We start from the raw sequence: 23,704 nt of genomic DNA, 5'->3' as shown, positions 1-23,704 counted from the left end.
TCATGAAACCTCAAAACTTTGAAGAAAGTTTAGTTTGGTACGTAATTATCGCTACTTATGGTATTTACGCATTAGGACTTTTATTTCCCATTTATTCTTTATTAGGATGGGTATTAGGTGGATATGTAGTTTTCAAAATATTGCTGCAAACTGAAGATATCCCACCCAATGAAAAAGTTAGTATTCCGTGGATAATTTTTTTATGGGGAATTTATTCGCTGATTACTTTAGTGGCAACTTATGCTGGTATAAGTGATTTTAGATTAGGAACCAATGTTTTACTTAGAAGTATTTTAGGTTGGTTAACGAGTTCCACTATCATACCATTATTTTTGTTGAGCGGTTGTTTAAACATCAGGGCAAAATTGATTTATCGAGCGGTATGTATATTATGCTTGCAAAGCTTAATTGTCATACCTATTGCTTATGCAGCTTATTATTTAAATTTACCAGGTATTCTTTATAGTTCTCCTATTGAAAGACTAATTCAAAACGGACCAATTTTTCATAATGTAGGATTTTACACGTCAGATTACGGTGCGGATAACGTGCGTTTGTTTTTATTTACTCCTTGGTGTCCGGCATTAGCTCTTGTGAGTAATGTATATTTTTTCATAGTACTCCAGGAATCAAATAAAAGATGGCGATACATCGGTATAGTTGGTGCGATCGCGATGAATATTGTATCTCTATCGCGGGCTGGATTGGTGACTTTACCAATGGTATTGATGATAATTTGGAGCTTGAGAAACTTGACTCGTCCAGAGATACAAATTACTGCTGGAATTATCAGCTTTATTGGCGGTATTTTTAGTACCACACTTACGAATGCAGCCACAGAATTTGTTGATGTATTCTACAGTTCAAGAGCGGATTCTTCAAGAGTTCGTGCAGCCTTACAAAGAGTAGCAATGGACGCTTGGAAAGAAGCTCCTATTTGGGGACATGGAACTCAAAAACCTGGGCCTCCTGTATTAGCAAATTTACCGATTGGTTCCCATCATACTTGGGTAGGATTGCTGTATACCAAGGGATTAGTAGGTTTTTTAGCTTTATTAGTGCCGGTATTATGTAGTTTTATAGATTTGTTAATTAAAGCTCGTCACAGCCGAATTGCAGAAACAGCTTTGAGCATTTTATTAGTACTTATTTTCTTTTCTTTTGGAGAACAAATAGATATTTTGGGGTACATTTTTTGGCCTGGTTTAATAATTATCGGAATAGCCTTTCAAGACAATGTTAGAAAACCAATATTATTTTAATTTAATTACTCCCTACTCCCTATTCTCTCGTTCAAAAAATTAATGATAATTACAAAGATTAAACAGCAATTATCAAATCAGTTCATCCGTAATATCGGTTGGCTTGGAGGTGCTGAATTAGTAAATCGCGTTTTTCGTTTAGGAGCAACGGTTGTATTAGCCCGCGCTCTTAGTCCACAAGATTACGGATTAGCAGCAGTTGTTTTAACTATTAATGAATTTACAACAGTTTTTACTCTTAGAGCCGGAATTGGAGGCAAAATTGTTCAAGCGAAAGAAGAAGATGTAGAAGTTTTTTGCGATACAGCCTACTGGTTGAATTGGATTTTATGTATTTCGCTGTTCCTAATTCAATGTGCTGCGGCTTTTCCTATTGCTTGGTTTTATCAAGAAGAAAAACTCATATTGCCGCTGTGCGTATACAGTTTAGTCTATTTAATGATGCCGTTTTTTGCAGTTCATAATGCATTAATTGATAGAGCAAATAGACTTAAAATTACGGCTATAAGTACGGCAATTCAGTCAATGCTTGGTAACATTCTGATTCCGATATTCGCGCTTTCAGGTATGGGTATGTGGGCTTTAGTTTTACCTGGACTTTTCACAACTCCGGTATGGATAATTGTGACGCATCTCAATGAACCTTGGCGACCAAAAATGTCTTTCACTCTTAAAAGATGGCAAGAAATCGTCTATTTTGGTAAAGATATTCTCGGGTATGAATTATTAGAAAAACTCCGAGGGAATATTGATTATTTATTAGTAGGAAGATTATTAGGAGTTGAAGCTTTAGGAACTTACTTTTTTGCTTTCAATGCAGGTTTAGGCATCAGTTTAAATGTCATAAATATCATGGTATGGCCTTTATATCCTCACCTTTGTGCTGCCAGACATAACTTTAATGAATTTAAACAAAAATATTTTCATAGCTTGAAGACAATTAGTTTGGTGATAGTTCCTTTGGTGATTCTCCAATCAAGTTTAGCTCCATTTTATGTACCGATTGTTTTTGGTGAAAAATGGAGAATGGCAGTTCCGATATTAGTACTAATTTGCCTTTCAGCGATACCGCGTCCCTTTGCTACTGCTGCGGCTTTACTGTTGCAATCTTTAGATAAAGCCTGGATAAATTTGTACTGGAGTTTAATATTTACGGGAATTTTTGTTGCTTTTTTACTAATTGGTATGCAGTGGGGAATTTATGGAGTAGCATTATCCGTGTTAATTTCTCATGTTATAGCAATGCCATTATTTACAGTGTGGGGAACAAGACTTGTATTCGCGAAAAACTCAAGTTTATTATTTAATAAAAAATCATGAATACTACATTTACAGTAGTAATGCCAGCTTATAATGCTGCTCCATATTTAGCACAAACAATTGAGTCAGTTTTAAGTCAAACTTTTACTGATTTTGAATTATTAATAATTGATGATGGCTCCACAGATAATACTGCTGTCATCGCTGAAGATTATCAACAAAAAGACAAGCGAGTTAAACTTTTAATTCAATCAAATCGAGGAGTTTCTGCAACTCGAAATCAAGGTATTGCAAGCTCTAATTCTCCATATATTGCCTTTATAGATGCTGACGATAAATGGTTTCCTGATAAATTAGCATTACATTATCAACATCTAGAAAAAAATCCCCATTTAGGTGTCAGCTATGCAAAAGTAGAGTTTTTAACTCCTGACGGCAAGCATACCAGAAAAATAGCTCAAGGTCGTTTAACTAAGCTGCAACCGCAGCATTTTTTGTATGAAAATCCCACCATGACAGTATCAAATCTTGTAATACGTCGGCAAGTATTTGAAGAAATTGGCTGTTTTGATTGCAATATGAATTATTCTGAAGACTTAGATTTTTTGTTTCGGATTGCGTGCAGTCAATGGAAGATTGAAGGCATTGATCATGTTTTACTGGGGTATAGAACAACACAAGGAGGGCTTTCATCTCAGCTTTATAAAATGGAACAAGGTTGGGAAACTTTGATGGCTAAAGCCAGACTCAAGGCACCCGAATTAGTTGAAAAACATTACTTAAAGGCAAGAAGCAACCATTTACGCTACCTTGCACGCCGAGCATTTCGCTTGCATCTTTCTCCCCAAATTGGAGTAGATTTTTTAAACCGAGCATTAAATTCTGACTGGCAATTAATATTAAGAGAACCCCGTAGAACTTTGTTTACTATTGTGGCAGTCTATGGTAATCAAATGTTGCAATATATTAATTTACGTAAGATTATTTCATTATTTTAAAGAGTAGATAAAGTTTTGTTTATTGTCAATGATGTTTGTTTTGTGACACTTATTTGTAAAGTATGATTTTTGATAAGTGTTCCTATGGATAAATAAAAAATATGACTGTGTGTTATTTGATTCAAACTTATAAGAATCCTGAACAGATATACAGACTTGTTAAATTAATTGCAAATAGTACTTCTAACTCTTTTATATTGATCAGTCATAACTTCAACAGTTGTAGTTTAAATACTAGTTTATTTAAAGAACTAAAAAATGTCGCAGTAATTCCTAATAATGGAGTAATGATGGGAAGCTTCGCTATTCTTCAGGGTTTTTTTGATGCGATTGACTGGTTATTAAACAAAAAAATCAAATTTGATTGGTTAATTAACCTTTCTGGGCAAGATTATCCTACACAACCTTTAAACAAATTTGAAAATTTTTTAGAGAATACTAAGTATGATGCTTTTATCGAGTATTTTGATGTACTTTCAAAGCAGAGTCCCTGGAATAAAAGAACTGTAAATGAGAGATATTTATACAACTACAAACATTTTCAACAATATTTATCTCCTTGGCAACGATTGATGTTAAAACCGATTAAGCATATTCTTAATAATTGTCAGCCCTTAATTAGATTAGATAACTCTTATGGAGTCGCAGTTGGAATTAAAAGCTTTCATCATTTATTTGATAACAATTTTACTTGCTATGGAGGTTCCTATTTCGCGACATTTTCTCGGCAATGCGCGATATATCTATATTTTTTTGTTAAAGAAAATCCCAGTGTTGTAAATTATTACAAAAAGACATTTATTCCAGAAGAATCTTTGATTCAGACTATTTTAGTAAATAGTAAAAAATTTAACTTGTATAACAATAATTATCGTTATACTAATTTTATAAATAGTCGTCACGGACACCCTAGAATACTTAGTAGCGAAGATTATTCAGCCATAACTAAAGATAATATTTATTTTGCAAGAAAGTTTGATATGACTGTGGATAGTGTCATATTGGATAAATTAGATAGAAGAATATTTATTGGATAAAAGTTTGAAAAGCGGTTGAAACCGCCGCTACACAAACCGGCACCCGTCTGCACGGGTTTAAAATTAAGTAATTTTAAAATATCCTCTGAAAAAACAATTCTATGAAGTCGATAAAAAAATAAATAATACGTTTATTTTACTAATTAATTGCCATTAATTAGTAAAAAATAATCATTCTAATTGCTAAACAAATGACAATCTTTTCTTGAACTACTAGGTGAATCAAAATGTCTCAAATATCAGTTATTATTCCAGCTTACAACGCTCAACACACAATTTTAGAAACTATTAATTCAGTTTTGCAGCAAACTTGTTGCGATTTGGAATTGATAGTTATTAATGATGGTTCTACAGATAGAACTTTAGAAATATTAGAAACTGTAAAAGATGCCAGATTAAAAGTTTATTCTTATGCAAATAAAGGTTTACCAACTGCTCGTAATCGTGGTATAGATTTAGCCCAAGGGGAATTTATTTCTTTCATCGATGCTGATGATTTATGGACACCTGATAAATTAGAATTGCAACTTCAAGCTTTACAACAGAATTTGACAGCGGGAGTTGCTTATAGTTGGACAATTTGTATGGGTAATAATGGAAATTCATTTCATCCTGGTGTCGCTGAAAATTTTCAAGGTAATGTTTATGCTAATTTATTAGTTGGTAATTTTATTGCTAGCGGTTCAAATGTGTTAATTCGTAGAGAAGCGATTGAATCGGTAGGTTATTTTGATCAAAATTTGAAATCATGTGAAGATTGGGATTATTGGCTGCGATTAGCAAAAAATTGGAATTTCGTAGTTGTTCCCAAACCCCAAATTATTTATCGATTATCTTCGGGAGCTATGTCAAGTAAACTTGATGTTATGGAAAAATATCAAACTCTGGTACTTCAAAGAGCTTTTGCATCGGCACCTTTAGAATTACAGTATTTAAAAAATCGGGGTTTTGCTTATATTTATTTGTTTATGACACGACTTTATTTAACTCGAAGTAATAATGAACAAAGACTTGGACAAGCCGCTCAAAAATTATGGAAAGGCATTCGTCTTTACCCAAAAATATTATTGGGAAAAGAAGCACAAGTTTTATTATTCAAATTACTTGTATTAACAATGCTTTCTCCAAAAATTGGTACTAATATTTTAAATAAAATTACCACAGTTCGTACAATTGCCGACCCTAGATTAGAAACTAATTCAGTTAGGAATTTATTGTAGAGACGTAGCAGTGCTACGTCTCTACTGTCTATAATTTCTCTCAATATTAATAAATAAAAGATTCAATCAAATCAAATTTTGGTAGTATTTTAGCTGCTACCAGTTTTTTTGTGTACATAACAAGGTAAACCATGATTAACCAAAAATTAAGCAAAAAAGTATCAGTAATTATTCCCCTATATAATGCGGAAAAATACATTGCTAGAACCTTGCAATCTATTTTGAATCAAACTTATCAAAACATAGAAATTATTCTTGTTGACGATGAATCTCCTGATAACAGTGTGAAAATATGTCAGCAATTTAATGACTCTCGAATTAAAATTATTCATCAAAAAAATCGGGGTTTACCAGGTGCAAGAAACACAGGAATTCGTCATGCGACAGGTGAATATATTGCATTTATGGATGCCGATGATATTTGGCTACAGGAAAAATTAAACAATCATATTATTCATTTAGAAAATAATCCAGATGTAGGAGTAAGTTTTAGTCGTTCCGCTTTTATTGATGAAACAGATAAACCTTTGGGAATCTATCAAATTACTAAGCTTGAAGATATTACTCCATTAGATATTCTATGTAGAAGCCCCATTGGAAATGGTTCAGCAGCAGTTTTTAAAAAAGCTGTTTTTGAAGATATAAAATTTCAAGATAACCTTTACGGCTATGTAGAAGATTATTATTTTGACGATACTTTTATGTTATCTGAAGATATTGAATGTTGGGTAAGAATCGCTCTGACAACTAAGTGGAAATTTGCCGGACTTGCTCAACCATTAACCCTTTATCGAGTCCATTCTCAAGGATTATCAACTAACCTCAAAGTAATGCTCGATTCTCGAGAAAAATTGTTTGAAAAAACTTCTTCTTATGCACCAGAACAAATGGCAACCTGGATAAAACCAGCAAGAGCTTATCATTTGAGGTATGTTGCAAGGAGAGCAATTACTATTAATCAAGGAATCTTAGCCTTGAAACTAATGTATCGTTCTATCGCTAATTATTGGCCAATTTTGATAGAAGATTTTCAGCGTACCTTTGAAACCATCGCAGCGGCTATTCTACTTTGTATCGTACCAAAACCTTTCTATGACCAGATTAAATCTGTAGCTTTGAAAATTATCGGTAATTTGCAGAAGAAGAGCCTTAATAAGGACAGTTTGAGCCAAGTTTCTTTAAAAAATCAGTAATTTATCTCTCTTTGTGTAGATATTTGAAAAATCTACATATTGTTTACTATTAATTATCACTGATAACCTATTAATCTATATGCAAAGCATACTTGAAAAGCCCAGATTCACGGTTGTAAAACCTCATAACTCCATTACAGCCGCAGATGCATATGTATTTGAACGGCAATTAACCTTATTATTAAAGCAAAACCCCCAGTTTGCATTACTAGTTGATTTAGAACAAGTAGAATTTGTCGATAGCGCTGGATTAATGGCTTTAATCTCTACTTGTAAACTAGCTCAAAAATTGGAAGTACGCTTTAGTCTTTGCTCTATTTCACCTTCCTTAAGAATCATTATTGAACTAACTCAACTCGATAACATATTTGAGATATTTGAATCTCAGACTCAATACACAGAAATGCTTTAATAAAGTATTTACATCTCGATTAAAACAATGCGCTTTTTTAATTTATTTAATTCTCGTCAGGGGAAAATATTTGGCATTGCTTTTATCGCTTTATTGATTACGTTTTTCCAGCAATTTTCCTTTAATTCCAATCAAATCGATCGCAGCATATTTCAACAAATTTCCGTATTGAGACCAAGTTCTCAATTATACCCCCCTTTGGGTGAGAAGAATGTTGCGATCGGTGGGGGAGGTTATGTCACGGGAATTTACCTTCATCCCAAAAAGCGTGATTTAGTTTATATCAAAACCGATATTGGCGGCTTTTACCGTTGGAATGCTGCTAATTCAAGCTGGATACCTCTTAACGAACAATTTCCTCTGGCTCAAAGTAATTATTACGGAGGAGAAGCTTTAGCACTTGACCCCAAATACCCTAATATTGTATACATTGCCGTAGGAAAATATACTGCTGATTGGTGGCAGCATCAAGGAACGATTTTTAAATCGGAGGATAAGGGAAAAACTTGGAATAAACTAAACTTGGACTTAAAAATGGGTGGCAATGAAGCACAAAGATGGACAGGAGAAAGATTAGTTGTTAATCCTTTTGATTCTCAAAATCTATTTTTTGGTTCCCGTAAAGATGGATTATGGAAGTCAAATAATGCTGGTAAAAGTTGGGTAAAAGTCAAATCATTTCCCCAAATCAAAGATGAGATTGGTATTAATGTTATTACTTTCGACCAATACCAAAAAGGTACTATTTATGCTGTTGCTCATCATCATGGAATATACAAATCCACCGACACGGGTGAAACTTGGTTGAAAGTACCGGAAAGTCCTACAGAAGTTAATCGTATTGCCATAGGAAATCAAAATGTTTTATACATAACTCATGCTCAAGGTGTGAGTAAATTTGTTAAAAATGCTTGGCAAAATATCACACCGAATAAAAACAAAATAGCTTTTAATGCTATTACTATTAACCCAAAAAATCCAGAGGATATCATAGTTGCTACTTATAGCGACACATCCACAGAAATATTCCATTCTTTTAACGGTGGAAACAAATGGATTCAGCAGAAACACCAAGCCAATAATACTGTTTCTTGGTGGTCTGAGTATATGAAATCCAATCCTTCCATAGCCGCCATAGAATTTGATCCTTGGAATCCAGACAGGGTTTGGTTAACAGACTGGTACGGAATATGGAGAACCGACAACATCGATCGCAACCCGGTTGTCTGGACAAATTATCAAAAAGGACATGAAGAAGTTGTCACCTTTACCTTAGTCTCAACACCTTCGGGAGCATTAATTAGTGGTTTAGTAGACGTTGAAGGATTTTACCATGACCGGGGACTAAATGCTTATCCCTCGAAAATGTTGAGTAGTAAACCCCATGACTTTCAAGATACTTACAGTATCGCTTTGTGCCAAAAACAGCCTTTAAGCATGGTACGTGTCGGTGGAAGTCGTCATAACAACACTTATAACGGTGCAACTTCCAGGGATGGTGGTAAAACCTGGAAGAAGTTTCCTTCGTTTCCCGCGAATCAAATGGGAACGCGAGTCGCAATATCTGCAACCAATCCGAATTTATTCGTGATCACTCTCAGCGGTACTCAGCCAATACGGACAACAGACGCTGGTGCTTCTTGGCTTCCGGTTTCCGGCTTACCCGATGGCTTTGAGGGTGTTTGGAATTGGACACAGCCTTTAGTTGCGGACAAAGTTGATGGTAGCACTTTTTACTATTATGCTTCGGGAAAAGTCTATCGCAGCAACAACAACGGTGAATCATTCCAGATAGTTTCTGCATCCCTACCCCATGCAGATTGGTACTCTTTGAAAACCACATCAGGAATTAGAGGTGAATTATGGCTGAGTCTCGACAAGCAAGGGCTTTACCATTCAATCGATGGAGGTGAGAATTTTTCGCGAATCGCGGGAGTAAACGAAGCACATTTAATTGCATTAGGCAAGCCCCAAATAGGAAATAAAAGCGACACACTCTATTTATATGGAGAAATTGCCAACCTTGGTAAAGGTATTTTTCGTTCTTTAAACAGCGGAAAAACTTGGCAAATAATCGGCAATAAAAACACACCTATTGGTAACGATCCAAATGTGATGGAAGCTAGTTCCACAGAGTTTGGTTTAGTTTTTATTGGCACTAATGGTAGAGGAATTTACTACGGCAAATAATTGAATTATTAATACAAATGACTACAAATAACATCTACCCCAACAATTTTGATCAAATAGAGCTACTTGGCACTAAATTTCATAAAGTCAAGGTTCAGGAGTTAATCAATTTCATCATTAAATCGGCAACTATTGACAAAAAAACCATAGTAGGTAATGTGAATGTCCGGGCAATGAATTTTGCTTGCGAAATGCCTTGGTACAAAGAATTTATTAACAGATCAGATTTAGTATTCTGCGATGGATTTGGAGTACTATTAGGCGCAAAAATCTGCGGTTGCGGTGTAAAATCGGAACACAGAATGACCTGTCCTGACTATATTGAAAACTTGGCTTTAGCTTGCGAACGACATCATGTTTCGCTGTATCTGCTTGCGGGTAAACCAGGAGTTGTGAATAAAGCGATTGCCAAATTAAAAATTGCTGCACCTAATTTGAGAATCAAAGGACATCACGGTTATTTTCACAAATCTGGTGTAGAAAATGAATATGTTGTCAATGAAATTAATCAATTTAAACCAGATGTCCTATATATTGGCTTTGGAATGCCGTTACAAGAACGCTGGATTATTGATAATTTTGACCAAATAAATGCAAAAGTTTTTCTACCCCTTGGTGCTTGCTTAGATTTCTATACTGGTGCAGTATATCGAGGTCCACAATGGATGACTAATCGCGGACTTGAATGGTTATCGCGCTTATTTACAGAACCACAAAGATTGTGGCAACGTTATTTTGTTGGTAATCCACTGTTTTTCTATCGTCTCATCAAAGAACGATTTACAAAACGGTTTACAAAACCGAAGAAAACATCATCACAGTATTAGGACAAGCCAAATATTATGTTCCTAAAATAATTTTTCCGCAACGACAATTTATTTGGAAGAAATAGCATTGTATTTGTCAAATAATTGTACGCAAATCTTGCTCTATTAATACCTATGAAGCTGCATAAATATATCCCATCTAGGGAGAGAAGTCGGGTTTCTCGAACAAACCCGACTTCTTATTGTGTATGTCTATTGAGAGGATTTAAAATCCTATGCAATTTCACACAAAATCGGTATAACTTAGTGCAATAGATCTAACCCAACAAACAACAATCAACCAAAATTTATACAGGTGTAATATCAATTATGGCTTATCGTTCTCTACCAGTAGTAAATCTTCAACCAGACTTAAGGTCAGCTAAAGGTACAAATTTAAAGAAAGGAATTGCAATTAGGTTTCTCAGGGTTTTTACGCTGGTTTCTTTAGATATTATTGCTCTGAGTTTCGCATGGAGATTAGCAACAACTTTTGGAACTTTCTTAGAATCTCCTTGGACTAAAAAATCATCATTTATTTTACTGATTCTAACAGTTGGAATTGTAACTATTGCCAGCAAAGGATTATATTTACCCGGTACTTATCGGCGTAATTATACAGCTTTAATCAAAGCAGTTACCTTATCAGAAATATTTCTATTATTAATTGCTTTTCTCTACGAACCAGAAGGTTATGTATCCCGTTCTAGTTTTTTATTATTTTGGCTGTTATCGGTAACTTTTAGCTGTACAGGACGCTTTCTTTTCGATTTTTTAACCAAAATATTGCGTAGAAAAGGAGCAATTTGCTATCCAGTTTTTGTAATTAGTGACCCTCAAGAACAAGATAGTCATATAAATTTAATTCAAAAAGAAAATTGCTATACCTTACAAGGAGTTGCCGACTCTCAATGTTTAGATAGAGCAAACAGAGATGCAACTTTTGCATTTCTTCGTCAACAAGATATAGTAGAGGCTTTTGTTTCTTGGAACGCAATTAAAAATCGTCTCTATGTTTGTTGGCATTTTCAAGCTGCTGGTATTACTTTACGTATACTACCAACAAACAATCATATTCATCATCCGAAATCTATATTTTGGACAATCGGTAATGTTCCTTGTTTAACAATTCCAGCACCAATTATTGCAGGTAGCGATTTTTGGATTAAGCGGTGTTTTGACCTGTGCTGTTCGATTGTTTTACTTATCTTATTTTCACCTTTATATCTATTAATTTCCTTACTAATTAAATTAGATTCTCCCGGACCAATCTTTTTTAAACAAGAGCGGATTGGTTTACACTGCAAGAAGTTCAAAATTTGGAAATTCCGTACTATGGTGACAAATGCGGAGAAATTACAGGCAACTTTAGAAGCCAAAAATGAAATAAAAGATGGGGTACTTTTCAAAATGAAAGATGACCCTCGTATCACCAAAATTGGTAAATTTCTCCGTCTTTACAGTTTGGATGAATTACCACAATTATTTAATGTTTTACTTGGAGATATGAGTTTAGTTGGTCCTCGTCCCCTGCCTCTGAGAGATGTGGAAAAGTTCCAAACACCGCACTTTATTAGACAAGAAGTTTTACCCGGTATTACTGGTTTATGGCAAGTTTCAGGTCGCTCGGATATCGAGAAATTTGAGGATGCTGTAAAATTAGATATTCGCTATATTGAAAACTGGTCTATTCTCTTAGATATGAGAATTTTGCTACAAACTGTAAGGGTTGTTTTGCAAAAAACCGGAGCTTATTAATTCAAAGTTGATTCGGCTATTCTTCAGTATATTTACCACAAACAGTTGCCAAGAAGTCGGGTTTTTGATGTTAAATATCTATCACATAAGGCAACCATCGTAAAAACCCGACTTCTATAGCCTGCAAAATACTTTGCAAATATTTTTATTTTAAGTAGACCTACATAATCTATATGATAATTAATATGAGTTATCGAGGTCATCACCATGGAAGCAACTACTACTTTTAATCAAATATCTTTAAAAGAAAGATTGCTGACTACTATTTTTGGAGCTATTCCTAACATTTTCCTGGGAAAAAAAATCAGAAACCTTGTGTATCGCAGTCTTTTGAATAAAATAGGTAAATCGGTTAATATCCAACATTGTGTTGAGCTAATTGGTACTCCTTGCATTAAAATCGGTAATCAAGTAAGTCTTTTAAAAGGAGTTCAAATTAACGCTTTAGGACATCCAAATAATAAGGTAGATATCAAAGACAGAGTTAGATTAGAACGGGGTGTTGATATTCGTTCGCTGTACGATACACAGATTACTATTCACGAAAATGCTTATATCGGACCTTATGTCGTAATTAGCGGTACAGGAAATATTCAAATTGGTAAAAACTGTTTAATTTCACCTCATTGTGGAATATTTGCCAATAATCACATTTTTACAGACCCAAATCGACCGATTGAAGAGCAAGGACTTACTCATCAAGGAATTGCCATCGAGGATGATTGCTGGTTAGGACATAATGTCACTGTATTAGATGGAGTAGTTATTGGCAAAGGAAGTATTATCGGTGCGGGTTCTGTTGTTAATCGGAATATTCCTCCTTTTTCCGTTGCAGTTGGTACACCTGCAAGAATAATTAGAAATCGTCTTGATAAATCAATTGCATTTTCATCAAAACTATCATCAAAAATAGCTTATAACAAAATACAATAAATTCCTAGTAGAGGCACCCCTAAACAAAATGGATGGCTAAACTCAAGCCATCCACCTTTGATTTATCTCATGAGTAAGTTTGCCAAAAAACCCGCATGACCGTTTTTTTCAAATTTCTTGCGCGTTACTTTGCTGTAAACTTCTAGATAACCATCTACCATGCTTTTAATACTGAAATTACGCTCTACATGAGCGCGACACTCATTTCTGTCTATTTCTGCCAAACGTTGAATCGCATTTACATAGTCATCAACGCTGTGGCACAAAAAGCCAGTTTTACCGTGTGCAATCACTTCTGGTACAGAACCCAGGGGTTTTGCAAGTACGGGGGTTCCCGCAGCCATTGATTCTGTCATTACCAAGCCGAAAGGTTCTCTCCAGGTAATCGGGAATAACATCGCGATCGCATTACCTAAAAGCTCGTTTTTCTCAAAGTGATTGGCTTCACCCAAATACTCGATATGCTTGCCATCAATATGAGGCTTAATCTGACTTTCAAAATAGTCTACATCAACTCTATCTACCTTACCAGCCATCTTTAAAGGTACACCAGATTTCTGAGCAACTTCGATGGCGATGTGAGGTCCTTTTTCCGGAGAAAGCCTCCCTAAAAATGCTAAATAGGGAGCCGACTGCGGTTGAGCATAAAAACGATGGCTTTCCGTATCGATACCGTTGTACACCGTTGCTGCATAATTTAAGTCCAACGGTTCCCGTTGAGCATCGGAAATGCTTACATAGGGCTGTTCGGATGCTTCTGCATAAACCTTCTTAGTGTCTGAGTTGAAAGCACCGTGCAGAGTATGAACTGTTGGAGTTTCAACAAAACTAGCATGAAAAAGAGAATTGTAACCGATGTGAGAATGAATTACATCGAATTTACTAGCCTGCTTGTAAACTCGACTCAACTGCAAGGCTTCATAAGCAGAATACTCTGATATAGAAGGTTCTAGACGAAAAGCGCGGGGATAAACAGACTCCAACTTTGCTAAAGTTATCGAATCTCCCGAAGCAAACAAAGTCACTTCATGTCCTCGTCGGACTAATTCATCGGTTAACAATCCTACGACCAACTCAACACCACCATAACCGGGGGGAGGAACTCTCTCCCACAGTGGAGCAACTTGAGCTATTCGCATATAAATCTCCTAAACTTTTTGTAATCAACTTTAACGAAGCGAGGCAGATTTATCTACTACCGGAGGATAGGAATATATCTTCATTGATATTCGTCCTTAGAGGTAGACAACTAAATCTTTTCCAGAATGTGTATCGGTCTAACTGATTTTAATCGTTGAACATAGCATTATTGAACGAGAAGTTTAATCTATCAAACATTGCCCTGACTTAGTACCTTGATATTCCTTAAATCGAGTTGGTTTTTCGTCTAGGTTTGTCGATCCCTTCAAAGTGTCTCCCCATACAATTCTCCTTGATTATACGCGAAAAAATTCAAAAAGTTTTGCTAGTTCCATTACATTCTCTTCTTAAATCCCCTCTGTAAGCATCATACAAGCTTTTCTTATTTTCATTTTAAATTTAAAATTTCCCAATGTTATCTGTAAATAGTTATAAACACTACAATTACAGTAGTGTAAACCGCATTCCCTGTAACTTAAGATAAATTTAACATTTTAGAAATGCAAGATTCCCCTCAAGCAATTAAAAATTCATTGATTACATTGCTCAGTGATTTTGGGATTAGCGACGAGTATGTTGCTGTCATGAAAGGTGCGATCGCGCAAATTAATCCAATATCAAGAGTGGTTGATATAACCCATCAAATTCCCCCGCAAAACATCATTGCAGCCAGATTTTGCTTGATGAATGCTTATGCTTATTTCCCTGTTGGTACCGTACACGTAGCGGTGGTAGATCCTGGAGTAGGAGGGAATCGTAGAGCAGTTGCTGTCGAATTAACTCAGGGTTTTTTAGTTGCTCCAGATAATGGTTTACTTAGTGGGGTATTAAGTCAAAATGCTGTTATTTCAGCAGTCGAGTTAACCAATCCCGATTATTGGCTGACATCTGAACCTAGTAATACTTTTCACGGTAGAGATATCTTTGCACCTGTCGGAGCGCATCTAGCTAATGGCATATCTTTGCAAAAATTAGGACAACAAATAAACCCCGAAAGTTTAGTGAAATTAGATTTACCAGAATGCACTCGCAAAGATGATATATTAACAGGCTGCATTCAATATATTGACCATTTCGGAAATTTAGTAACTAATATTCCTCAGAATTTTGTCAAAGGAAAAAATTGGAGTGTAGAGATACAAGGAAATATAATCAAAGGGCGGGAAACTTATTCCGATGTGAAATCTGGAGAAGCCATAGCACTCATTGGTAGTGATGGTTGGGTAGAAATTGCCGTGAATGGCGGAAATGCTAATTTGGAATTAGGTTTAAAATTGGGTTCGGAGGTGCAAATAATTTGACTTTAATCTTGCATTTAAAAAACCTGATATAGTCAATAATCTTTAGGAATAATCTTCTCGATAAAAAAATATTTTATCTATAACTTGCGATAGATAAAAATTGTAATTGAGATATTTTCTGAGCAAATAACAAAGTTAGCCTCAAAATAAATCAGTTCAGTACTTTATAATTTTATTAATCTTAACGAAAGTTTTCTGGATGTCATTTTTCTGGTATTAGTAATTATATACACCAATAATTGACTCGTAACTAGACTTAATCTAATTTATTAGATATTAAGTAGATAGAGAAGATGAGCAATGCAAAAAAAATATGAAAATTACTAACTTTTTAAAATACTCATTTTTAGGATTATTCGGAGTATTAGTAGTTCTAATTATTTGGGGATTAATTGAACCAAAATTTCTTGACATTGAAGAACAGACAGCGATTGTTCCTAATTTGCCACCTGCTTGGGAAGGAAAACTTATCGGTCAACTAAGTGATTTCCAAACTGGAATGTGGTTTGATAATACTGGCACCATGCGCCGCAGCATCGAAACTCTTGTAGAAAAACGACCAGCAGCAGTATTAATTAGCGGCGATTTTATTTATCATTCCTTGCCAAATCCGTCTGAGGAACTTAGTAAAGTTACCAACGCAATTCAACCATTAATTGCAGCAAATATTCCTACTTATGCGGTATTAGGAAATCATGACTACAGTCATAAACCACCCATACCAGAACTTGGAGATCGAGTTAAAGCCGCTTTAGAAAAAATAGGCGTAACTGTATTAGAAAATCAAGCAGTTAAGATTAATTCACCTGTTGTGAATAATAATCAACCGCTTTATTTAGTTGGAATTGGTTCTTACATTGCTAATAATGCCGATGTTAACAAAGCTTTATCCCAACTTCCCGATAATAGTCCTCGCGTTGTGATGATGCATAACCCAGCATCCTTTGCAACGTTTCCACCGCAAACTGCACCTTTTGCTGTTGCAGGACACACTCATGGAGGTCAGATTCGGCTACCCTTTACACCACAATGGTCTTGGGTATCCTTAGTTAAAGGTGAAGAAGTGTACGGTGATGGTTGGATTAAAGACTATGGTAAGCAAGGTAATCAGCTTTATGTTAATCGCGGTATCGGATTCAGCGATGTTCCTCTGAGAATTAACTGTCCTCCGGAAGTTACTTTATTTACGCTGCGTTCTAAATAATCAAGTTTTGATCGGGGCTTCTCTTAATTCAAGCTAACATAATCAAAGACGATAGGAGATAGAATAGGTATGACAGTAGCTAAAACTTCTGCCCGCGAACTTTTACGGGCTGCTTATGACAACCGTTACACTTGGGACAATAATTTCCCCGGTTATACAGCGGATGTGACTTATAAATATGAAGATAAGGAATTTAAGGGAAAAGTCCGCGTTAACCCTAATTTGAAAGCGGAAGTTTTTGACATAGAAGACGAACAAGCGAAAGAAGCAATTAACAATCAATTATGGGAAATAGCAATTCACCGGGTTAGACGCGAATTTGAAGACTCCCACAAAGACAATACCTTTAGTGAAGGTGAAACCGACGAATCCGGTGCAGTAGAAGTTTTAGTCGGTGGTAAATCTTCTGGAGATAAATACAAAATTCGCGATCGCGAAGTAGTTCTCGTTCACCGTCACATTCACGGTGTAGTAGTCACAATCAACACCTTCAGCACCCACGACACAGGTGCAGGCTATCTAGCTCATCGCTATGATTCTGTATACCACGACCCGCAGACAGGCGAGCAAAAAGGTGGAAAAAGCGAATTTGAAGATAAATACGAAAAAGTTGGCGATTATTCCATTCTTAACGAACGGATAATTACCACTCAAGTAGAAGGTAAACCCATGACTATGCAGTTTATCTTCTCCAATATTCAGATGTTGGGATAATTCCCAAGGGATGGGGGGACAGTGGACAGTTGACAGTTGACAGTTGACAGTTGACAGTTGATAACCACCAACCACCATCAACTAACTCCCAACTCCTAACTCCTAACTCCTAACTTTCTACTCCCTACTCCTTAATTGATCAACATTGTCTTCCCAATTGCGACCATTAAAAGGTACTATTTCAAATTGCGATATGACATCACCATCGAGACAGCGTAGATTGACATCAATACAGTCGGGATGACTGCGGGGAATGTAAAAAGAATGAATGCCGCAGTTTCTACAAAATTTGTGTTTTGCGACAGCAGTATTAAAAGTATAGGTGGTTAAATTATCTTCACCTTTTAATAAAGTAAACTTTTCTTGCGGCACGATTAAATGCAAGAAACCCTTCTTAGTGCAGATTGAACAATTACAGTCATCAACTTTGCGATTATCAACTACAACCCGGAAACGCACCGCACCACAATGACATCCACCTTCGTAAGTTACTGACATAACAATTATCGATTATCAATTATCAAATTCACTCTAACTCCCAACTCCTCACTCCTAACTCCCAACTCCCAACTCCCAACTCCTCACTCCCAACTCCCAACTCCCAACTCCCAACTCCCAACTCCCAACTCCCAACTCCCAACTCCTAACTCCTAACTCCTAACTCCTAACTCTTCTTACAAGTATTCCTGTAAAAAGTCTAAAGGTTCATCTTCCCAAGCGGGTTCTGGTACCATCCAACTCAATTTTTTGTTAATATCTGCTTCTATTTCATCGCTGTCTTTTCGATCAAATAATTCCACCAAGATTTTCCAGTCACGCTCGTTGAATTCCACTAAAGGTGGAGCGTGTACTTCCGGTTTTTTCGGTGAATCTGTACCGAAGGTTTGAGTTGACTCAGGTGAAATATCGCTTTTCACAAATTAATATTCACAAATTAATCATAAATTATCTTTTAAATTGACGTGAGTACCGCTCGTAGATATCTAGACACAACTACTCAAATGTAGCCAAACCTAAATATCTAGGTTTGTAATCTTAGTCCAAAGTCCTAAAACTACAGGGATAAACGGCAACCCCTCTATCCCATCCATAAAGTTTGGGATTACTTTCCGAGCTATATTTAAACTCCCGTTGGTATCAGCGTTAATTGTTCTACTTGTAGAAGTTTTATATAAACCACGCTTTACACGCTTCCCACTAAACACAGGTTTAACATCTGATTTGGCTTTGTAAACAGGCAAATCATCCCCATCTAAAGCACTTGCCTTACTGGTATAACTTTCTTCAGTCACAATCACTCCAACGCCAGCTAACTGCGCTTTATAAGTTAACAAACTAATCAGTTTTAGATGAGGAATTTTAGTAAAAGTTTGATTATTCTTCTTACCAATGTTGATATCTTGTTTCCAGCGAGGGTTATTACCAATAATTATTTGACCAATATCATTTAATTGGCACCATTCAATTACTCTACGGCTAACAGTATGGAGATAATTATCAATCCTTCTATCACGCTTGCTGTTAAGTTCTTTTACTTGTTTCCTAGCTTCTTTAGATTGGGCTTTAGCAACTCTTTTATTGAAGAATTGGTTAATACTTTTCAACGGTCTACCATTAATCAACAAAGGTTTAATACCTGGATGATTGGATGTTATAGCCATTAAATTGTTTAATCCTAAATCTACACCAGCGGTATATTTACCTGTTGATTCAACAGGTAAATATGCTGTATAAACAACTTCAATAACATAATGGTTGAGTTTAGGAACAATTCTTACTTGATTTATATTATTAGCTTTAGTTGAAATCTCAATATTTGTCTGAGAAAGCTTAACAATGCCTTTAGCTAAAGCGGGTTTCGATAAAGCATCTATTGGATAAATAACAATATTTCTACCACGTTCTTTATGTTTATATCCTGGCATTTTAGGCTTACCAAGATACTTATCAGGATGTTTAAACCAATCTTTTAATGCTGCTAACCAACCTTTCCAAGCTTCTGAAACTCTACGCACTATCTGTTTACTGATTTTAGTCGGTAAATAACGATATGCTTCTAAATTAGACGTTTGATGGTAAATATCAATTGAGTTGTAATACTTTTTAGTTTGAAAAAAGTATTGACGTTGTACATAGTTAGCAGCGTTGTAAAGATGCTTTGATTGCAAAGCTAAATAATCGCAATATGACCAAAACTTATGCTGTCTATTGATTATGTGTTTCTCTACTAATTGCATTTGACTCGACCGCTCAAATGGTGCGCTATAGTTAGTATATTAACATATACAGATGAAGTCAATGCCATTCCAGAAAAATAATCAGCTTGGTGCTAAAAAAATTGTCAAAGGGGAGCTAGACCAACTACCAATCTGTTTTAAAGGTAGAGCAGGACAAAAAGAAAAATTAAAAACCATCCCTGACTGGCAAGAACGGTTAAGAGAATTTGTAGATATACTCATTGCAGGTGTGGACAATTTGGATAGATTTGACTAGATGTGGGCAGGTATTAGCTAACAGTTATCAACCCTCAACTTTGATCAAGATTGTATGGGGGTTGCTCGATTAATTCCAGGTTAAAGACTTGAGCAAAGCAGTTTGCAACGTGAATCCTTACTTGTTTACAAGTAATACCGGGAATCCATTCGGTTAAACTGGCAACAGGTTTATCGGATATACCGCAAGGTACAATACGCTCAAAGCCTTTCATGTCGGGACAAACGTTTAATGAAAAGCCGTGCATGGTAATCCAGCGAGTTACTTTTATACCAATCGCTCCCACCTTGCGTCCTTCTAACCATACTCCAGTGAGTGAGGGTATACGTTCTCCTTGCAGTTTGTAAATTGCTAGAACCCGAATTAATACTTCTTCTAATTGACGTAAATACCAATGTAGGTCTTGACGATGACGTTGTAAATTTAAAATTGGATACCCCACCAATTGTCCAGGACAATGGTAAGTTACTTCACCACCTCGTTCAATTCTATGCAGTTCATAGGTATTTTCATCAATATCAAAATTGAGAAATTCCTTGGTTGCTCCTCGTCCTAAAGTGTATACGGGAAAATGTTCTAGCAGAATTAAGGCATCATCTAAACTTGGGTTTTTAATACGCTGAGCTTGAAGTTCTTGTTGCCATGTCCATGCATCCAAGTATGGCATTACTGCTTGATTGTATAGTAAACATCGGTTATTAGTGGCACTCATACTACAACAAAGAATAAAAAGCAAGAAGTCAATGACACTCTATGTGTTTCAAATAAACGCGCTTGAATAAATAAATGTCAAGCAATGCAAAGGATTTTAAAGGAAAGTCACATAAAGCAGTTTTATAAAAAATCAAGTGTTAATTTGAATATATAGCTCATTTGTGTGGGGAGGAGTTCTCTACAAGCCAAAGTACCAAGGAAGAAGGGTATCTATCTAATTTTATGGATTGAGATTTGATTGAGTCGGAGTTTAACTTAAATACAAGAAAATTTCGCATTAAGCGAAAAGTTTAGGAAAGTAAAAACGGTACTTGCAATATTTACCGTAGCTTTTTGTTCAAATTTTCTTCATACCAAATAAAGTATTCGAGCGGGAGAGTTTTTTTATGAAGCTTGTCATCCACGGCAAAAATATTGAAATCACCGATGCTATTCGGGAATACGTGCATCAGAAAATAGAAAAGGCAGTAAATCATTTCCAGCATATTACCAACGAAGTGGATGTGCATTTGAGCGTAGCTCGAAATCCCAGAATTAATTCACATCAGACAGCGGAAGTAACGATTTACGCTAACGGTAATGTGATCCGTGCCGAGGAAAGCAGCGAAAATTTATATGCCAGTATTGATTTAGTTGCGAATAAAATTGCCCGTCAACTGCGAAAATATAAGGAACGACGACGCGATCTCACTATTCATGCTGAGAACAACACGATTGAAGAAGTGATTCCAGATGCAGTAGTCACAGATTTAATTGGCGATCGCACTCCCGAATTACCCGAAGAAGTAGTTCGCACTAAATATTTTGCCATGCCACCGATGACAATTTCCCAAGCTTTGGAACAATTACGAATGGTTGGACATGATTTTTATATGTTCCAGAACAGCGAAACCAATGAGATTAATGTGATTTACGAGCGTAACCACGGTGGTTACGGTGTAATTTTACCACGTAATAACGGTCATTCCAATGGTAACGGCAATGGTAACGGTAAAGCTCACGGTAACGTTACGATGCCGGTAAAAAGCAATACTCATTAAATAGTGAAGTTTCCGATAATTCATCCCTTAGTTTACTAGGGGATGATTTATTTTTAAATTTTGGATCAAACAACCAGAGAAGAATATGCTTTGTTGTGATGATGTCCGGTTAAATACTTGTAATAAAGGGTTCGGGTGGAGTAGGGAAAAGTCAAGAGTTAACACTGCTATATAAAAACTAGACAAATCTAGACATTTATTTCTTGCTTCAACGGGGGCATGGGAGCAGTTAACCCTCAGCAAGCTTATTCGCAAAGCGAACGCTCCGCTAACACGCTTTAACCAAACGCGATAAATTAATTGCGGCATTCAAATCCCTATCTATTGAATGCCCGCAATTTTTACAGTCGTAAGTTCTTTCTTTTAGTGGTATATCTTGAATATGTCCACAGTTAGAACAAGTTTTACTTGATGGGAACCAACGACTTGCAATTATAATTTCACAACCAAACTTTTTAGGTTTATATTCTAACTGTCGCTTAAATTCAAAAAATCCACAATCAGCAATTACTTGAGCTAGCTTGTGATTTGAGAGCATACCAGAAATGTTTAAATCTTCTATTACTATTTTTGCGTGGTTTTTGCATAAGTAAGTAGTGATTTGATGAAGAGTGTTTTTTCTAAGGTTTGCTATTTTTGTATGATGTTTAGCAAGTTCAATTTTCGCTTTATATCGATTGTTAGAACCTTTAAGTTTTCTAGCAAAAGTTCTAGATAATCTTTTTAGTTTATCGAGATGTTTTTTATAGTGTTTAGGATTAGGAAATACAACCCCGGTTGAAAGCGTTGCAAGCACTTTAACACCCAAATCAACACCTACAATATCATGTTCTTTAACAGTAGGTTCATGTGATTGTTCGTAAGCAAAAGCAATAAACCAACTATTAGCAGTTCTCGATATAGTAATTGATTTACAAGTGGTGTGAGGTAAGCCCTCGTAAGTTCTAACCCATCCGATAGTAGGTAGTTTAATAGATTTACCACCAACAGGAATGGGCTTGCCACCAGCATCAATTGTAAATGAATCATTTTTACCCTTCTTTTTGAACTTAGGATAATCTGCTTTTTTCTTAAAGAAATTGTCAAAAGCGGTTCCTAAATTATCAAAAGCGTATTGGGTTATTTTCTGACAAATACCCTTCTCTTTAATCCATGTTAATTCAGGTTTTACATGATTGTTAAAGAACTTTTTTAAGAGATATTTGTTAGGCTTTAATCCATCTTGATAAAGATTATTCCAAGTTGCTAAACCCCAGTTATATGTAAAACGCGAGATTCCCGCGTGTTTACACATAGCTAATTCTTGTTTTTTACTTAGTTTTAACTTTGTTTTGATGGATAAAAGCATTGTTCGACCTCAACACTGGATTTCTTTATTGTCTACTCCTGACATACTTTGCCCAGTTTTGTCAATAGCTTTTTTAAGATTTTCTTTAATTTCTTTAGAGTAATTTCTTAAACCATACAGACGGCAAGAAAAACCATGAATTATAGCCATTAAATCCTCAACTAATTCTTGTTGAGGAGAGAGAGATTCTTGATTAGCTACTATAATTTCACAACCTGTCGATGTAGCTAACTCAAGAATAAAATCAAAAGCAAAACGGCACATTCGATCTTTATGCGCTACTACTATAGTTGATATTTCACCCTTAATCATGGAAAGCATAATAGCTAAAAACTTTTTTCTTTTAAAGTTTAAACCTCCCCCAATTTCAGAAACCCATTCGTCTACTGCGAGACCTCTATTTAAACAAAAAATTTCCATCGCAGATATTTGATTTTTAAGTTCTGGTTTTTGACCTGTTGAAGAAACACGACAATAAACTACAACTTTTCTTTTTGATTCAACAGGTTTTAAACCTTGAGCTATTAATAAATCGTCTTCAGTGTAAAATCTATGTCCCGATAATGTTCTTTTAGCTGGTAGCCTTCCTGATGTATCCCATCTTTGAAGGGTTTTGACCGAAACGCCTATTTTTTTTGAGAACTCGTGGGGTTTAAACATAAAACACCTGTAGAACTAAGT

At 35.6% G+C, this 23,704-nt stretch carries 23 protein-coding genes; 16 read left to right on the top strand and 7 right to left on the bottom strand.

The window, feature by feature from the left end:
- Positions 1-2: 2 nt before the first annotated feature.
- The 11 genes from IQ247_RS06495 to IQ247_RS06445 all read left to right on the top strand — a co-directional run bounded on the left by IQ247_RS06495 (position 3) and on the right by IQ247_RS06445 (position 13,069).
- On the top strand, positions 3-1,262 hold the full coding sequence (locus tag IQ247_RS06495; protein WP_193918204.1) for an O-antigen ligase family protein: 1,260 nt from the start codon (positions 3-5) through the stop codon (positions 1,260-1,262).
- A gap of 42 nt (positions 1,263-1,304) precedes the next feature.
- Complete coding sequence (locus IQ247_RS06490) at positions 1,305-2,582, top strand: lipopolysaccharide biosynthesis protein (RefSeq protein ID WP_193918202.1); 1,278 nt, start codon at positions 1,305-1,307, stop codon at positions 2,580-2,582.
- Positions 2,579-3,520, top strand: a complete 942-nt coding sequence (locus IQ247_RS06485) for a glycosyltransferase family 2 protein (RefSeq protein WP_193918200.1) — start codon at positions 2,579-2,581, stop codon at positions 3,518-3,520. Before IQ247_RS06490 ends, IQ247_RS06485 begins: the two co-directional genes overlap by 4 nt.
- Positions 3,521-3,621: 101 nt before the next feature.
- Positions 3,622-4,557 carry a beta-1,6-N-acetylglucosaminyltransferase gene (locus IQ247_RS06480; protein WP_193918198.1) on the top strand — a complete coding sequence of 312 codons (936 nt, stop codon included), beginning with the start codon at positions 3,622-3,624 and terminating at the stop codon, positions 4,555-4,557.
- Positions 4,558-4,784: 227 nt separating this feature from the next.
- Positions 4,785-5,777: a glycosyltransferase family 2 protein gene (locus IQ247_RS06475; protein WP_193918196.1), complete on the top strand. Its 993-nt coding sequence runs from the start codon at positions 4,785-4,787 to the stop codon at positions 5,775-5,777.
- Between the two features lie 131 nt (positions 5,778-5,908).
- A complete protein-coding gene (locus IQ247_RS06470) occupies positions 5,909-6,970 on the top strand; it encodes a glycosyltransferase family 2 protein (protein ID WP_193918194.1) in 1,062 nt (353 codons plus the stop codon).
- A 79-nt stretch (positions 6,971-7,049) separates the two neighbouring features.
- The gene (locus IQ247_RS06465) at positions 7,050-7,382 is read left to right on the top strand and encodes an STAS domain-containing protein (RefSeq protein ID WP_193918192.1); all 333 of its coding nucleotides are present in this window, start codon (positions 7,050-7,052) and stop codon (positions 7,380-7,382) included.
- Between the two features lie 27 nt (positions 7,383-7,409).
- Positions 7,410-9,572, top strand: coding sequence for a VPS10 domain-containing protein (locus IQ247_RS06460; RefSeq protein WP_193918190.1), 2,163 nt, complete (start codon positions 7,410-7,412; stop codon positions 9,570-9,572).
- Positions 9,573-9,589: 17 nt separating this feature from the next.
- On the top strand, positions 9,590-10,399 hold the full coding sequence (locus tag IQ247_RS06455; RefSeq protein WP_193918188.1) for a WecB/TagA/CpsF family glycosyltransferase: 810 nt from the start codon (positions 9,590-9,592) through the stop codon (positions 10,397-10,399).
- Between the two features lie 309 nt (positions 10,400-10,708).
- Positions 10,709-12,136, top strand: a complete 1,428-nt coding sequence (locus IQ247_RS06450; RefSeq protein ID WP_193918186.1) for a sugar transferase — start codon at positions 10,709-10,711, stop codon at positions 12,134-12,136.
- 207 nt (positions 12,137-12,343) lie between these two features.
- Positions 12,344-13,069 (top strand): acyltransferase, encoded by a 726-nt coding sequence (locus tag IQ247_RS06445; protein ID WP_193918184.1) that lies wholly within the window; start codon positions 12,344-12,346, stop codon positions 13,067-13,069.
- 62 nt (positions 13,070-13,131) lie between these two features.
- On the opposite strand, the gene IQ247_RS06440 is transcribed toward IQ247_RS06445, so the two are convergent.
- A complete protein-coding gene (locus IQ247_RS06440; RefSeq protein WP_193918182.1) occupies positions 13,132-14,208 on the bottom strand; it encodes a glycosyltransferase family 4 protein in 1,077 nt (358 codons plus the stop codon).
- A 501-nt stretch (positions 14,209-14,709) separates the two neighbouring features.
- Between IQ247_RS06440 and IQ247_RS06435 the strand changes: the two genes are divergently transcribed.
- The 3 genes from IQ247_RS06435 to IQ247_RS06425 all read left to right on the top strand — a co-directional run bounded on the left by IQ247_RS06435 (position 14,710) and on the right by IQ247_RS06425 (position 17,428).
- Entirely contained in the window at positions 14,710-15,510 is an 801-nt protein-coding gene (locus IQ247_RS06435; protein WP_193918180.1) for an SAM hydrolase/SAM-dependent halogenase family protein, read from the top strand.
- 313 nt (positions 15,511-15,823) lie between these two features.
- Entirely contained in the window at positions 15,824-16,714 is an 891-nt protein-coding gene (locus IQ247_RS06430) for a metallophosphoesterase (RefSeq protein WP_193918178.1), read from the top strand.
- A gap of 69 nt (positions 16,715-16,783) precedes the next feature.
- Positions 16,784-17,428, top strand: a complete 645-nt coding sequence (locus IQ247_RS06425) for a DUF3386 domain-containing protein (RefSeq protein WP_193918176.1) — start codon at positions 16,784-16,786, stop codon at positions 17,426-17,428.
- A 117-nt stretch (positions 17,429-17,545) separates the two neighbouring features.
- Here IQ247_RS06425 and IQ247_RS06420 read toward each other — a convergent pair whose 3' ends face one another.
- From IQ247_RS06420 to IQ247_RS06410, 3 genes are all read right to left on the bottom strand, one after another.
- Positions 17,546-17,926 (bottom strand): GFA family protein, encoded by a 381-nt coding sequence (locus tag IQ247_RS06420; protein WP_193918174.1) that lies wholly within the window; start codon positions 17,924-17,926, stop codon positions 17,546-17,548.
- 176 nt (positions 17,927-18,102) lie between these two features.
- On the bottom strand, positions 18,103-18,345 hold the full coding sequence (locus tag IQ247_RS06415) for a hypothetical protein (RefSeq protein ID WP_193918172.1): 243 nt from the start codon (positions 18,343-18,345) through the stop codon (positions 18,103-18,105).
- A gap of 96 nt (positions 18,346-18,441) precedes the next feature.
- Positions 18,442-19,665 carry an RNA-guided endonuclease InsQ/TnpB family protein gene (locus tag IQ247_RS06410; protein WP_193918170.1) on the bottom strand — a complete coding sequence of 408 codons (1,224 nt, stop codon included), beginning with the start codon at positions 19,663-19,665 and terminating at the stop codon, positions 18,442-18,444.
- A 61-nt stretch (positions 19,666-19,726) separates the two neighbouring features.
- On the opposite strand from IQ247_RS06410, the gene IQ247_RS06405 reads away from it, so the two are divergent.
- On the top strand, positions 19,727-19,921 hold the full coding sequence (locus tag IQ247_RS06405) for a hypothetical protein (protein ID WP_193918280.1): 195 nt from the start codon (positions 19,727-19,729) through the stop codon (positions 19,919-19,921).
- 34 nt (positions 19,922-19,955) lie between these two features.
- Here the strand turns inward: IQ247_RS06405 and lipB are convergent, their stop codons facing one another.
- Positions 19,956-20,633 carry a lipoyl(octanoyl) transferase LipB gene (lipB, locus tag IQ247_RS06400; RefSeq protein WP_193918168.1) on the bottom strand — a complete coding sequence of 226 codons (678 nt, stop codon included), beginning with the start codon at positions 20,631-20,633 and terminating at the stop codon, positions 19,956-19,958.
- A 388-nt stretch (positions 20,634-21,021) separates the two neighbouring features.
- On the opposite strand from lipB, the gene hpf reads away from it, so the two are divergent.
- Positions 21,022-21,675: a ribosome hibernation-promoting factor, HPF/YfiA family gene (hpf, locus tag IQ247_RS06395; RefSeq protein ID WP_193918166.1), complete on the top strand. Its 654-nt coding sequence runs from the start codon at positions 21,022-21,024 to the stop codon at positions 21,673-21,675.
- Positions 21,676-21,943: 268 nt separating this feature from the next.
- Here the strand turns inward: hpf and IQ247_RS06390 are convergent, their stop codons facing one another.
- Both IQ247_RS06390 and IQ247_RS06385 read right to left on the bottom strand, forming a co-directional pair.
- Complete coding sequence (locus IQ247_RS06390) at positions 21,944-23,023, bottom strand: RNA-guided endonuclease InsQ/TnpB family protein (RefSeq protein WP_193918164.1); 1,080 nt, start codon at positions 23,021-23,023, stop codon at positions 21,944-21,946.
- 9 nt (positions 23,024-23,032) lie between these two features.
- A complete protein-coding gene (locus tag IQ247_RS06385; protein WP_193918162.1) occupies positions 23,033-23,683 on the bottom strand; it encodes an IS607 family transposase in 651 nt (216 codons plus the stop codon).
- Positions 23,684-23,704 lie beyond the last annotated feature (21 nt).

The sequence above is a fragment of the Plectonema cf. radiosum LEGE 06105 genome, assembly GCF_015207665.1.
Classification (GTDB): domain Bacteria; phylum Cyanobacteriota; class Cyanobacteriia; order Cyanobacteriales; family Nostocaceae; genus Rivularia; species Rivularia radiosa_A.
The sequence above is the reverse complement of the archived record's forward strand: the minus strand, read 5'-3'. Positions and strand labels throughout refer to the sequence as shown.